At 70.0% G+C, this 12,405-nt stretch carries 15 protein-coding genes; 7 read left to right on the top strand and 8 right to left on the bottom strand.

All coding sequences use genetic code 11. The annotated features are described in order from the left end of the window. Nucleotides 1-130: 130 nt before the first annotated feature. Together ACIBVN_RS16035 and ACIBVN_RS16040 are read right to left on the bottom strand one after the other, a co-directional pair. On the bottom strand, nucleotides 131-994 hold the full coding sequence (locus ACIBVN_RS16035; protein WP_397136906.1) for a DMT family transporter: 864 nt from the start codon (nucleotides 992-994) through the stop codon (nucleotides 131-133). Nucleotides 995-1,171: 177 nt separating this feature from the next. Then, nucleotides 1,172-1,987 (bottom strand): SAM-dependent methyltransferase, encoded by an 816-nt coding sequence (locus ACIBVN_RS16040; RefSeq protein WP_397136908.1) that lies wholly within the window; start codon nucleotides 1,985-1,987, stop codon nucleotides 1,172-1,174. A 153-nt stretch (nucleotides 1,988-2,140) separates the two neighbouring features. Between ACIBVN_RS16040 and ACIBVN_RS16045 the strand changes: the two genes are divergently transcribed. Beyond that, nucleotides 2,141-2,485 carry a PRC-barrel domain-containing protein gene (locus ACIBVN_RS16045; RefSeq protein ID WP_397136910.1) on the top strand — a complete coding sequence of 115 codons (345 nt, stop codon included), beginning with the start codon at nucleotides 2,141-2,143 and terminating at the stop codon, nucleotides 2,483-2,485. A 57-nt stretch (nucleotides 2,486-2,542) separates the two neighbouring features. On the opposite strand, the gene ACIBVN_RS16050 is transcribed toward ACIBVN_RS16045, so the two are convergent. Continuing rightward, complete coding sequence (locus tag ACIBVN_RS16050) at nucleotides 2,543-3,139, bottom strand: nucleotidyltransferase (RefSeq protein ID WP_349455209.1); 597 nt, start codon at nucleotides 3,137-3,139, stop codon at nucleotides 2,543-2,545. 70 nt (nucleotides 3,140-3,209) lie between these two features. On the opposite strand from ACIBVN_RS16050, the gene ACIBVN_RS16055 reads away from it, so the two are divergent. After that, entirely contained in the window at nucleotides 3,210-3,695 is a 486-nt protein-coding gene (locus ACIBVN_RS16055; protein WP_397136912.1) for a DUF1360 domain-containing protein, read from the top strand. A 9-nt stretch (nucleotides 3,696-3,704) separates the two neighbouring features. Here the strand turns inward: ACIBVN_RS16055 and ACIBVN_RS16060 are convergent, their stop codons facing one another. Further along, the gene (locus tag ACIBVN_RS16060; protein WP_397136914.1) at nucleotides 3,705-4,658 is read right to left on the bottom strand and encodes a TIGR03557 family F420-dependent LLM class oxidoreductase; all 954 of its coding nucleotides are present in this window, start codon (nucleotides 4,656-4,658) and stop codon (nucleotides 3,705-3,707) included. A 71-nt stretch (nucleotides 4,659-4,729) separates the two neighbouring features. Here ACIBVN_RS16060 and ACIBVN_RS16065 point away from each other — a divergent pair, with 71 nt between their 5' ends. Then, a complete protein-coding gene (locus ACIBVN_RS16065) occupies nucleotides 4,730-4,879 on the top strand; it encodes a GPGG-motif small membrane protein (RefSeq protein WP_165959640.1) in 150 nt (49 codons plus the stop codon). A gap of 30 nt (nucleotides 4,880-4,909) precedes the next feature. Then, nucleotides 4,910-6,691, top strand: a complete 1,782-nt coding sequence (locus tag ACIBVN_RS16070; protein ID WP_397136916.1) for a SpoIIE family protein phosphatase — start codon at nucleotides 4,910-4,912, stop codon at nucleotides 6,689-6,691. Here ACIBVN_RS16070 and ACIBVN_RS16075 read toward each other — a convergent pair. From ACIBVN_RS16075 to ACIBVN_RS16085, 3 genes are read right to left on the bottom strand one after another with little or no spacing between them, the layout of a single operon-like run. Next, nucleotides 6,688-7,428 (bottom strand): metallophosphoesterase, encoded by a 741-nt coding sequence (locus ACIBVN_RS16075; RefSeq protein WP_397136918.1) that lies wholly within the window; start codon nucleotides 7,426-7,428, stop codon nucleotides 6,688-6,690. The two genes, ACIBVN_RS16070 and ACIBVN_RS16075, sit on opposite strands and share 4 nt — an antisense overlap. After that, the gene (locus ACIBVN_RS16080) at nucleotides 7,412-7,660 is read right to left on the bottom strand and encodes a BON domain-containing protein (protein WP_349455202.1); all 249 of its coding nucleotides are present in this window, start codon (nucleotides 7,658-7,660) and stop codon (nucleotides 7,412-7,414) included. Before ACIBVN_RS16080 ends, ACIBVN_RS16075 begins: the two co-directional genes overlap by 17 nt. 45 nt (nucleotides 7,661-7,705) lie before the next feature. After that, on the bottom strand, nucleotides 7,706-8,656 hold the full coding sequence (locus ACIBVN_RS16085; protein WP_397136920.1) for a DNA topoisomerase IB: 951 nt from the start codon (nucleotides 8,654-8,656) through the stop codon (nucleotides 7,706-7,708). Between the two features lie 105 nt (nucleotides 8,657-8,761). Here ACIBVN_RS16085 and ACIBVN_RS16090 point away from each other — a divergent pair, with 105 nt between their 5' ends. The 3 genes from ACIBVN_RS16090 (at nucleotide 8,762) to ACIBVN_RS16100 (ending at nucleotide 11,937) form a co-directional block, all read left to right on the top strand. Beyond that, nucleotides 8,762-9,019, top strand: coding sequence for a hypothetical protein (locus ACIBVN_RS16090; RefSeq protein ID WP_397136922.1), 258 nt, complete (start codon nucleotides 8,762-8,764; stop codon nucleotides 9,017-9,019). Nucleotides 9,020-9,026: 7 nt separating this feature from the next. Further along, nucleotides 9,027-10,034: an SDR family oxidoreductase gene (locus tag ACIBVN_RS16095; RefSeq protein ID WP_397136924.1), complete on the top strand. Its 1,008-nt coding sequence runs from the start codon at nucleotides 9,027-9,029 to the stop codon at nucleotides 10,032-10,034. Nucleotides 10,035-10,107: 73 nt separating this feature from the next. Beyond that, the gene (locus ACIBVN_RS16100; RefSeq protein WP_397136926.1) at nucleotides 10,108-11,937 is read left to right on the top strand and encodes a transketolase; all 1,830 of its coding nucleotides are present in this window, start codon (nucleotides 10,108-10,110) and stop codon (nucleotides 11,935-11,937) included. An 81-nt stretch (nucleotides 11,938-12,018) separates the two neighbouring features. Here ACIBVN_RS16100 and ACIBVN_RS16105 read toward each other — a convergent pair whose 3' ends face one another. Further along, complete coding sequence (locus ACIBVN_RS16105) at nucleotides 12,019-12,402, bottom strand: ChaB family protein (protein ID WP_397136928.1); 384 nt, start codon at nucleotides 12,400-12,402, stop codon at nucleotides 12,019-12,021. Nucleotides 12,403-12,405 lie beyond the last annotated feature (3 nt).

Consider the following 12,405-nt stretch of genomic DNA (forward strand, 5'->3'; position numbering starts at 1 on the left):
CGACACCGTTCCCTCTTTTTTAGGGAGTCCCTCTTTCAAGGGAGGGGAGCGAGCGACGATACGGCAAGCGTCGCCGTACCGGACCTTAACTCATCCGGCGCGCTGTGCCGTCACATCGCTCGCGCCCGAGTCACCCGGATTCAGTGCGTACGGCGAGAACCCCGACGGCCGCCAGCAGCAGCGCGCACCCCGACCAGGCGAGAGGTGTGAGCGTCTCGCCGAGCAGCACCACGCCGAGCAGCGCCGCGCCCACCGCCTCGCCGAGCGAGATGATCGACACCGTGGTCGCGCGCAGCACGGTGAGCGCGCTGAAGAACAGCCCGTAGGCGAGGGCGGTCGGCACCGCGCCCAGATAGAGCAGCAGCGACACCGACGCCGCGCTCACGTCCGGCACCACCCCTTCCACCAGCGCGAACGGCGCCAGGCACACCGCGCCGACCACGAACCCGCCGATCGCCACACTCTGCGGATCGTCGTCCTTGTGCCGCCTGGAGTAGAGCGTGACGCCGGCGTATCCGGCGGCCGAGGCCAGCGCGAAGCCGATGCCGGCGACCGATGACGGGCGCGACAGCAGTGCGGTCTCGCCGGTGAGGAGGACGAGCCCGGCCAGGGCCGCGGCGAGGGCGGTGCGGGCGACGCGGCCGAGCGGCTCGCGAAGGAGGAAGCGGCTGCCCAGGGCGGTGAAGACGGGCGTGGCGCCCATCGTCACCACGGTCGCGACGGCCACGCCCGAGTGGGCGATCGCGGCGAAGTACGCCGTCTGGTAGACGGCCATTCCGGCCCCCACCAGCAGGAGCCGTCCGTTGATGACGATCGGACGGCGGGTGAGGACGAGGAGGAAGGCGGCGCCGAGGAGGTAGCGCCACAGGGAGACGCCGGCGGGGCCGAGGCCGCCGGTCTGGAAGAGCAGCGAGCCGGCGGCGCCGCCCGTGCCCCAGGCGGTCGCGGCCACGGACACGTAAAGGGCGCCCCGCCGGGCGGAGACATGGGTCATGACAGGAGTGCTCCGGATGGAGTGGTTGGAATGGGCCCGGTGTGCGGGCAGCAACCACCCCCGGATCGCTCAGACCCGGAAATTTCAGGAAATGCCGCCCGCTATCGGGCGGCGGGCGGGGAGCAGATCAAACGTCGCGGCACGGGCCCAACCCTAGCGCTCCGCGTGCCGGCGCGCTCAGGGCTTTCTGGCCACTCCGCCCAGCAGCAGTTCCTCCCAGGTCGCGAGCGGACCGGGGATGCGCTCGTCGGGATGCCATTCGGGAAAGTGCACCACTCCGGGCTCCATCAGCACCAACCCGTCGAAGAACGCGGTGACGGACTCCCGGTCGCGGAAATAGCCGGTGCCCATGGTGGCCTGGAGCATCGCCTCCAGGGCCTTGGCCTTGGGGTTGGCCGAGGCCAGCATGTTGGAGGCGGCGAGGTAGCTGCCCTTCGGCAGCGCGGACATGTACCGCCTGACCAGCCCGTGCGGGTCCTCACGGTCCGGGAAGAGGTGGAGCACGCCGACGATCAGGATCGCGGTGGGCTGCGACAGGTCGATCAGGCGGCGCAGCGTCGGGTGGCCGAGCACGGCGTCCACGTCGCGGACGTCGGCGGTGATGGCGCCGGTGTACGGGTTGCCGTTGAGCAGGGCACGGGCGTGCAGCTCCACCATGGGATCGATGTCGACGTAGACCACCCTGGACCTGGGGTCGGCGAACTGGGCCACCTCATGGGTGTTCTCCACCGTGGGCAGCCCGGCGCCCAGGTCGATGATCTGCCTGATCCCGGTCTCGCGGATGAGGAAGTCCACCACCCTGCCGACGAAGGACCGGTTGCACCAGACGAGGTCCACCACCTCGGGCACCGCGTCCTTGAGCTTGCGCGCCACCGCGCGGTCGGAGGCGAAGTTCTCCATGCCGCCGAGCAGGGCGTCGTGCACGCGCGCCACGCTCGGCCGCGTCGGATCGACCCCGGGAGGAACCCACTCGTACTCGTTGGCGAGGCTCATCCCGCCCCCCTTCACCGGCTCGTGACCGGGATCGTAGCCGAGGACCGACCCGGGCCGCCGGACGACGAGCACTTTGCGAGTGGTTTACCCGGCCCTGTCCGGGTAGCGGGAGTGTGCCCGAGAAAGACGGAAGAAGAGAGGGAGAGAGCCCCCATGGAGCTCTGGAACTATCGACCTGACGTCTACGACCGCGGCCAGCCCCTGGACCTCATCGGCTACCACGTCCAGGCGACCGACGGAAAGATCGGGACCGTCGACGAGGCGACCTACGAGGTCGGCGAGAGCTACATCATCGTCGACACCGGCCCGTGGATCTTCGGTAAGAAGGTCATGCTCCCGGCACAGGTCATCACGAGCATCGACCCTCAGGAGCGCGATCTGTACGTGGCGCGCACCAAGGCCGAGATCAAGGCCGCGCCCGAGTTCGACGAAGGCACGTTCAAGGAGCCCGAGTACCGATCGCGGATAGGCGACTACTACGGCCGCCTGCCGCGGTGACTCCAGTGCCGTGAAAGGAGGGCCGCGCCCGCGAAGGGCGCGGCCCTCCGCCGTGTCTCACGGCCACTTGGGATCGCCCAGCGGCTCGATCGGCCCCTTCAGCACGTCCAGCCGCTCCAGCAGCGTGAGGAAGGTCATCGCGTACGGCGAGTCCTGGAGCACGGCTGCCACGCGCGGCCAGTCGACCTGCTCGCGCAGCGCGCGCACCTGGGCCAGCAGCGCTCCGTAGTCGCAGGCGTGCTCCGACAGCGGCAGCAGCCACGTGATGACCAGGTCGGTGGCCTCCAGTACGGGCACGATCACCGCGGAGGCCTTGAGCGGCTCGGCGCGGTCGAGCAGCTCGTCGGTGATCGGCAGGTCGGACACCCGGTAGATCAGGTCTACCAGGCGCCCCTCGTCATACGCCTTGACGAGCCAGTCCTCCGGCGGCTTCGCCGTCTGGAAGCCCAGCTCGCGCAGCGCTTCAAGCGCGGCCGGCACATCATGCTCCGTGAGCACGAAGTCCACGTCGTGCAACGACGGCGCGGCGCCCCTCGCGTACGCGGCGCACCCACCGGCCAGCGCGAACTTCACTCCGGCATCCTTCAGCCCGGAGCTGGCACGCTTGAGCGTGTCGAGGATGGCGTCGGTGACCGCGTGGCCGTGGCTAGTCATGTTTTCGGGCTACCCAAACGATCGTCAACTAGACGTTGGACAGCGTTACCTGAGGGTAGCGCCAGGAAGTATGACCGAAATCCTCCAGAAGACCGAACAGAACTATGAGGGCGAACATGACCGGCCGCTCGACGGGTACGCCCGCATCCTCGCCGCCTACGGCGGCACGGTCGTGGTCGCCGCGGCGGCGACGATGCTGGCAGGGCGGCGGGTCCCCGATCGCGTCGGCGTGATGGACCTGCTCCTCATGGCGGCGTGCACGCACAAGGTGTCGCGGCGGCTGTCGAAGGACCCCGTCACCAGTCCGCTCCGCGCGCCGTTCACCCGGTACGAGGGGGACGGCGGCCCCGCCGAGGTGAACGAGGCGCCGCGCGGCCCGGTGGGTGAGCTGCTGGCCTGCCCGTTCTGCCTGGCCCAGTGGGTGGCCACCGCGTACGCCGCGGGGCTCGTGCTCTCCCCCAAGGTCACCCGGCTCGTGGGCGCGACGATGACCGCGGTGGCGATCTCGGACTGGATGCAGCTCGCCTACGCCAAGCTCATGAAGTCGGCCGGCTGACGGGCGCCGCTAGCGGACCCGCGGCAGCACCTCGCGCGCGTAGAAGTCGAAGAACGCGTCCTGCTCCTCCCCGATCTGGTTGACGTAGACCTCGTCGAAGCCCGCGTCCACGTACTGCTGGACGGCCCGCACGTGGACGTCGGGGTCGGGCCCGACCGGGCTGCCGTTCACGGCCTCGTCCTCGGTCACCGTCTGCGCGAGCTGCTCGAAGTGCCGCGGCAGCGGCAGGAGCTGCGAGGCCTCGCCCTTGATCCCCTGCGTGGGCCACAGCCGGTGCACGGTCTTGCGGGCCGCCGACTCGTCGGCGGCGTAGCAGGCCTTGAGCCCGCCCAGCGCCGGCTTGCCCGCGCCGCCCGCGGCGTGGAACGCCTGTATGGAGTCGGCGTCCGGCGCGGTCGTGATGTACCCGTCCGCGATTCGCCCGGCGACCTGGATGGACTTCTGGCCGAACCCCGACATGTAGATGGGCGGGGGTTCGCCGGGCAGCGTGTAGAGCCTCGCGGTGTCGACGCGGTAGTGGTGGCCCCTGTGCGTGACCAGCTTGCCGGTGAACAGCTCACGTATGAGGCCGACCGCCTCCTCCAGCATCTCCAGCCGCTCGTCGAGCGGGGGCCAGCGGGAGTCGATGACGTGCTCGTTGAGCGCCTCGCCGGTGCCGACGCCGAGCCGGAAGCGGCCGCCGGTCAGCGCCGCCGTGGTGGCCGCCGCCTGGGCGATGATCGCGGGGTGCGTGCGAACGAGCGGGCAGGTCACGGCGGTGGTGATCGGCAGAGACGTGGCCTCGGCCACCGCGCCGATGACGGACCAGACGAACGGAGCCTGCCCCTGCTCGTCCAGCCACGGGTGGAAGTGATCGGATATCCAGAGGGCCTCGAAGCCGGCGCGCTCGGCGGCCTTGGCCTGCCGCACCAGCTCTTTGGGGCCGTGCTCCTCACAGGACAGGAAATAACCGAAGGTCGTCATGGGAATTTCCCTGCCCCTTAGGCAGGGGAAAAACATGTTATGTAACTCATCCTGAGGGCAGCTTCAGGTCTATGGCTACTTTGCTCTGGATCATCGCGGTAATACTCGTCATTTCCGGGATCTACGTGATCCTGGCCAGGCGCGACCTCCTGTGGGGGATCGTGCTCATCGTACTCGGATTCCTCGTCGGACCTGGTGGGGTAAGCATCTTCAATGTGTAAGTTCGCCGCTCCCCAGGGCATGGGGAGCGTGTGAGCAAATATCCGCCGTTCAGCCGCTTCGAAACGGGCGCGGCCTCGGCGAGAGTACGTGAACAGCTCGCGCGGCTGCGGCACCGCATGCGCAACGAGGCCATACTCGACGAGGCGACCGCCCGGCTCGCGGCGCGGCTCAACATACGCCCGGGCGAAGCCGCCGCGCAGCTCGCCCGGATGGCGCAGCACAGCGGGCTCGACCTGATCGAGGTCGCCAAGGGCATCGAGCGCCCGCGGGAGGAGGAGACGCTGGCGCTCGCCGTGCCCGCCTGGATACACGGGATGCTGGAAGCCGTCCACGCCTCGGCCCTCTACCTCACACCCGTCAAAGACTCTCTGGGCCGCGTGGTGGACTTCCGCATCCTGGCGGCCAACCGGCACGCCAGGACCGTGACGGGGTGCCCCGCCGGCGAGCTGGCGGGGCACCGGCTCATGACGGCCACCCCAGGCGTGGCCAGCTGCGGGCTGCTCGACGACTACATCGTCGTGTACGAGACCGGCGAGGCGGTGCACCGGCAGCCCCTGGAGTACGTGGAGGTGATGGACTACCTGCTCTGGCCTGCCACGCTGAGCGTGCGCGCGTCACGCGTGAACGACGGGCTGCTGGTGAGCTGGCGCACGCTCGACGACGAGGAGCTCCTGGTCTCCGGCTGGGAACGCGCCCAGCGCCTGGCGGAGCTGGGCTGGGGCGAGTGGAACCTGGCCACCGAGCGCACGCTGTGGACACCCCAGATGTATGAGATGTTCGGCCGCGACCGCGACGACGGGCCGATGTCGCTGGAGGAGCTGCCCGGCGCCGTCGTGCCCGAGGACCTGCCGATCATCGAGGACATGATGCACTCCCTGCTGGAGTTCAGGGAGGCGGTCGAGACCGAGTTCAGGATCCAGCACCGGCACGGGGTGCGCCATCTCAGCGTGTTCAGCGAGCCGATACTCGACGCCGACGGCCTGCCGGTCAAGGTGCGCTGCCTGACCCAGGACGTGACCAAGAACCGCCGCAGGGAGCGCGCCCTGGCGGTGGCGCACGAACAGGCCCACTCGCAGCGCAAGCGGGCCGAGGAGGAGCACCGGGTCACCGTCCAGCTGCAGAACACGATCATGCCGATCCGCCGCGGCCTCATCCACCTGCCCGGGCTGACCGTCTGCGTGCGTTACCTGCCCGGCGAGCAGCTGGCCCGGCTCGGCGGCGACTGGTTCAAGGCCCGCCTCATGCCCGACGGCCGCGTGCTGCTGGCGATCGGGGACGCGATGGGACACGGGCTGACCGCGGCCAGCATCATGCTCCAGATGCGCTCTGGCCTGGCCGGGCTGGCCTACACGGGAGCCCACGCGGGCCGGCTCACCACCTGGCTGAACGATCTCATCGTGCACTCCAGCGAGGGCATCACCGTGACCGGCACCGCGATCATCGGCCACTTCGACCCTGAGGAGCACACCTACGCCTGGACGAACGCCGGGCACCCGCCGCCCGTGCTGATCAGGAACGACCACGCCGCGCTGGTGCAGGGGGCGGCGGGGACGATGCTGGGGGCGTTCGACGCCGCCGAGTACGGCCTGACCACCACCCGGCTCGAGCCCGGCGACGTCCTGCTGCTCTACACCGACGGGATCGTCGAGCGGCGCGAGCAGGACCTGGAGAGCGGCATGGAGGCGCTGCTCCAGGCCGCGCACCAGTGTGCCGGTGAGGATCCGGCGGAGATCATCGACTGCCTGCTCAAGCGGCTGGGCGGGGAGAACGCCGAGGACGACATCTGCCTGCTGGCCGCGAGGGTCCTCTAGAAGCCGCTCTCGCAGTCGAGGCAGTAGACCGCGTAGGCCCGCCCGAGCACCGGCAGCGCGACGTTACGCACCCTGATGCCGCCCGGCGTCATGCCCTTCTCACTGCCCTTGTGCGCGTGCCCGTGCAGGATCAGGTCGGCGCCCGCCGTGTCGACCGCCTCCGCCAGCAGGTAGCTGCCCAGGAAGGGGTAGATCTCGGGCGGCTCGCCCTCCAGCGTCTCCTTGATCGGGGAGTAGTGCGACAACACCACGCGCTTCTCGGCCACGATCTCCTTCAGCGCGACCTTCCACGACTCGGCGATGTAGCGGGTGTGGGCGACGAAGTTCTTGATCTCGCGCTCGCCGAACTCGCTGGCGCACTTGCCCGCGTACCCGCCGCCGAACCCCTTCCCGCCGACCACGCCCAGCTTCCTGTCACCGCACTGGAGGACGGCGCCGTCGTCGTCCAGCACGACGACGCCGGCGTCGCGTAGCTCGCCGGCGATCTCGTACTGCAGGTCGGAGTGGTAGTCGTGGTTGCCGAGCACCGCGACGACGGGGATCGGCAGGTCGCGCAGCTCGTCGGCCACGACCCGGCCCTCCTCCAGCGTGCCGTGCCTGGTCAGGTCTCCCGCCAGCATCAATACGTCCGCGCGTTCCTCGATGGCCCCCAAATTCTTCCGGTACTGGCCTCGGTCGTCCTCGCCCAGGTGGATGTCTCCGACGGCCGCGATGCGCAGGTCAGTCAAGACGCTCATCCTCCCCCGGTTCCCTGGCCTCCACGACCTTGATCTCGTTGTGCAAGTGGAGCTCGGGCGCGGCTTCGTGCGCCACCTGACCCAGCCGCTCGCGCTGCCCGGCGCCGCTCACCTGGCCGCGCAGGAACAACTGGTCACCTCGTATGTCGACGCGGATTCCGAGCTCGTGCGTGCGTCCGTCCTCGGCCAGCGCCTGCTGGACGCGGGCCGCGACGTACTGCGGAGCTTCCATCGCTCGCCTCCTTCTTCTGTCGCCGCATGCCCGGGGACGAACGGCTCAAACGGCGCGGATGAGGTCGATGACCGCGCGTTCCACCGTGCCCGCCGTGGCCAGCTGCCCGAAGTCGGCGTCCGCCCCCAGCTCGGTCAGCACGGCCGCGATGGTCCTGTCCTGGTCGTACGCCTCGACCACGCGCGGGTCCACGTACGACGCCCTGGCCACGGTGGGGGTGTTGCCGAGGTATTCGGCGACCTCGCGCATGACCCGGGCGACCGCCCGCCTCTTCTGACCCGCCGGCTTGGACACCGCCAGGCCCACGGCGGCCAGGACCGTGGCGTGCCAGGTGCGGAAGTCCTTGGCGGTGACCTCGTACCCGATGGTCTCGCGCAGGTAGTCGTTGATGTCCTCGCTCCTGATGTCGGCCCAGCCGCCCGCGTGCCGGTAGCGCAGCAGCTCGCCCTCGGCGCCGAGCGCCTTGAGCGCTCTGAGCACCTTGCACGCCCCCGGATCGGCCACCTCGACCTCCCGCAGGACGTCCCCCTTGGCCTGGTACGAGCACGTGACGATGCCGTTGGCGCAGGTGACGTGCTCCATCCTGAGCGTGGCGAGCCCGTAGGTGTCGTAGCTCTCGCCGCCGATGCGGAAGAAGCCGATGTCGAGCAGGCGGGCGGCGGCGGCCAGCACCCGCTCCTTCGTCAGGCCGCGCCCCTCGAGCTGGTCGTCCACGGCCTTCCTGAACGCCGGCAACCGCTCCGCCACCTCGAGCACCCGGTCGAACTTGGCCTGGTCCTGCTGCTCGCGCCACAGGTCGTGGTAGCGGTACTGCCTGCGCCCGGCGGCGTCCGTGCCCACGGCCTGCAGGTGGCCGCGGGGCGACCCGCAGATCCACACGTCGGTCCATGCCGGGGGGATGGCGAGCGCCTTGATCCGGTCCAGCGTGGCGCGGTCGCGCACCGGCCCCCCGTCGGGGCCCTCATAGCCGAACCCACGCCCGCGACGCTTCCGCACGATCCCCGGTTCACTTTGGTCACTGGGATGCAGCTCGGGCACGGAACGCCGCTACCCCGGACGTTAGGCAACAAACAGCACGGGCAGATGAGCCGCATGTCTGACTTGCCTGATAACGGAAAGTGGCACGAGGAAGGCGACGCGAAAGGCCATCCCATGGTGCCGGCCACACCGCGCGACGTGGTGCACATCAGGGTCGGGTCGTTCATGCTGGTGTTCCTCTTCGCGTTCGCGGTGCTCGGGATCATCGCGCGCGCCCCGGTCATGACCGGGGTCGCGATCGTGCTGGGCATCGCCACAGTGGTCGACATCGTCCTGGCCGTACGGCGCCAGAAACTACGACAGAACGGAGAGGCGGGCTGATCTCGACATGGCACCACTTCGAGGGCGGGTGGTAGTGGTGACGGGCGCGAGCGGCGGGGTCGGCCGTGCGGTCGTCCGCCGGCTCGGCCGGCAGGGAGCCAAGGTGGCGCTCATCGCCCGGGGCACGACCGGGCTGGGCGCCGCCGCCGTGGACGTGGGTGTGGAGGGCGGCACGGGGCAGGTATTCGAGGCCGACATAGCGGACTACGACCAAGTGAGGCGGGCCGGGGAGCGGATCGAGGCGGAGATGGGACCGATCTCTGTCTGGATCAACACCGCCTTCTCCTCCGTCTTCAGCAAATTCACTGAGATCTCCCCGGAGGAGTACGCCCGCACCACCGCGGTGACGTACCTGGGCTATGTCTGGGGCACGAAGGTGGCCCTGGACCTGATGCGCCCGCGCGGCACGGGCACGATCGTCCAGACCGGCTCGGCCCTGTCCTATCGCGGCATCCCGCTGCAGTCGGCGTACTGCGGCGCCAAACACGCGATCAAGGGCTTCACGGAGTCGCTGCGTACCGAGCTGCTGGCCGACGGCGGCGGCATCCACGTCACCCTGGTGCAGTTGCCCGCGGTCAACACCCCGCAGTTCGACTGGGTGCTGTCCAAGCTCCGCCGCCACCCACAGCCGGTCCCCCCGATCTACCAGCCGGAGGTGGCGGCCAGGGCCATCGTGTACGCGGCCGAGCACCCGGAGCGCAAGGAGTACTGGGTGGGCGCCAGCACCGCCGCCACCCTCCTGGCCCAGCGCGTGGCCCCGGCGCTGGTGGACCGCTACGTGGCCAGGACCGGCGCGCGCTCCCAGCAGACCGACGAGAAGCCGCCGAGCGGCGTGTCCAACCTGTGGGAGCCGGCCGACGAGGCGGCGGACTACGGCGCCCACGGCTCGTTCGACGACCGCTCCCATGCCCGCAGCCCCCAGCTCTGGTTGTCGCAACACCGCGGCCCGGTCCTGCTCGCCCTGGCCGGAGGCACCGCCGCCGCCTTCGCCGCGCTCCGCCGCCGAAACCGTTGAGCCGGGCGCGATTCTCACAGGGGTTAAGGGGGCTTGGCGGGGTAGGCGGCGGGAAACCGTTTCCGAGGAGGCCATGATGCCCGAGCGCGATCTTCAGTACCTGGCCGAGCTGGCCGCGCAACTTCGTGTCGACTCCGTACGAGCGGCCGCGGAAGCCGGGTCCGGCCATCCGACCTCGTCCATGTCGGCGGCCGATCTGATGGCCGTGCTCTTCGCCTGCCACCTGCGTTACGACTTCGACCACCCGGACAATCCCGCCAACGACCATTTGATCTTCTCGAAAGGCCACGCGTCGCCCCTCCTCTATTCGCTCTACAAGGCTGCCGGGGTCATCGGCGACAAGGAGTTGCTGACGTTCAGGAAGCGGAGCAGCCGGCTGGAGGGTCACCCCACGCCCCGGCTGCCCTGGGTGGACGTGGCGACCGGGTCGCTGGGGCAGGGCCTGGCGGTGGGGGTCGGGGTGGCCATGGCCGGGCGGCTGGAACGGTTGCCGTACCGGGTGTGGGTGCTCTGCGGGGACAGTGAGCTGGCCGAGGGGTCGATCTGGGAGGCGGCGGAGCACGCGGGCTGCGAGGGGCTGGCCAACCTGACCGCGATCGTGGACGTGAACCGGCTCGGCCAGCGGGGGCCGACCCGGCATGGGTGGGACACCGGGGCGTACGCGCGCAGGTTCGGGGCGTTCGGCTGGCACACGATCGAGATCGACGGGCACGATCCCGGGCAGATCGACTACGCCCTGAGCGACGCCTGCAACACGCGAAGACGGCCGACCGTGATCCTGGCCAAGACGCGCAAGGGCGAGGGCGCCCTGGAGGTCGAGAACCGCGAAGGGGCCCACGGCAAGCCGCTCAAGGACCCGGACAAGGCGATCGAGGAGCTGGGCGGCTCCAGGGACGTGCGGGTGGAGGTGCACAAGCCCGACGACTCCCCCGCGCCGTACCGGTTCGAGACCAGGCCGATGAGTCTGCCCGCGTACAAGGTGGGCGACAAGGTGGCCACGCGGACGGCGTTCGGGGAGGCGCTCGCGGCGCTCGGCGCGGCGCGGGAGGACGTCGTGGTGCTGGACGGCGAGGTGGCGGACTCGACCAAGACCGAGGCGTTCGCGAAGGAGTTCCCCGAGCGGTTCTTCGAGATGTACATCGCCGAGCAGCAGCTCGTGGCCGCCGCCGTGGGCCTGCAGGTGCGCGGGTGGCGGCCGTACGCGGCCACGTTCGCGGCGTTCCTGAGCAGGGCGTACGACTTCATCAGGATGGCCGGCGTGAGCAGGGCGTCGATCCGGCTGGTCGGCTCGCACGCGGGGGTGTCGATCGGCGAGGACGGGCCGTCCCAGATGGGCCTGGAGGACCTGGCGATGCTGCGCGCCATATACGGGAGCACGGTGCTCTACCCGTGCGACGCCAACCAGGCGGCGGCGCTGACCGTCGAGCTGGCCGACCTCGAAGGCGTGTCCTACCTGCGTACGACGCGTGGGAACACGCCGGTGATCTACCCGCCGGGCGAGCGGTTCCCCGTGGGCGGGTCACGCATACTGCGCCACTCGCACAACGACCGGGCCACGATCGTCGCCGCGGGCGTGACCGTGCATGAGGCGCTGGCCGCGGCCGACGAGTTGCGTGACGCCGGTATCCCGGTGGGGGTGATCGACCTGTACTCGGTCAAGCCCGTCGACACGTCGGTGCTGGTCGAGGCGGCCACCACCACGGGCAACCTGATCACGGTGGAGGATCATCGGCTGGAGGGCGGGCTCGGCGACGCGGTGATGGACGCGGTCAGCGAGCTGGGGCCGCGGGTGGTGAAGCTGGCCGTGATGGGCCTGCCCGGGTCCGCGACGCCGGAGGAGCAGCTCGCCCTCGCCCGCATCGACCGCCGCGCGATCGCCGAGGCGGTCAAGCGGCTGTTGTGACCGACTGTTGTGACCGACGGTGGGACACGCATGAGGGCCGACGGCTTGTGCGCCACCGGCCCTCGGAGTGGACGGCCCCGGTCAGCGGGCCTTCGCCGTGGCCCTCCGATTGGCCTTCTTGATGGCGCTTACCAGCTCCTGCTTGGTCATCTTGGACCGGCCGCGTACCTCGAGCTGTGCGGCCACCTTCTGCAGGTGCTCCTTGCTGGCGTTGGCGTTGACGCCCTCGGCCGTCCTGCCGGACCGGTCGGTCGCGCCCTTGTCGGAAGGCCCCTTCTTCTCCTTCGGTTCCCAGTGGTCGCCGACCTTCTCGAACGAGTGCTTCAGCGCGGCGAACGCGGTCATGTGGGCGCGCCGGCCCTCGCCGTACTCCTTCACGGCGTTGTCGTGCGCCTTGATCCACGTGTTCTGTGCCTTCTTCGGCGAACGTTTGATGGTCGACGGCAGCTCTTCGACAGCGGGCATGCC

The organism is Nonomuraea sp. NPDC049400 (genome assembly GCF_044466425.1).
In the GTDB taxonomy this organism is placed as follows: Bacteria; Actinomycetota; Actinomycetes; order Streptosporangiales; family Streptosporangiaceae; genus Nonomuraea.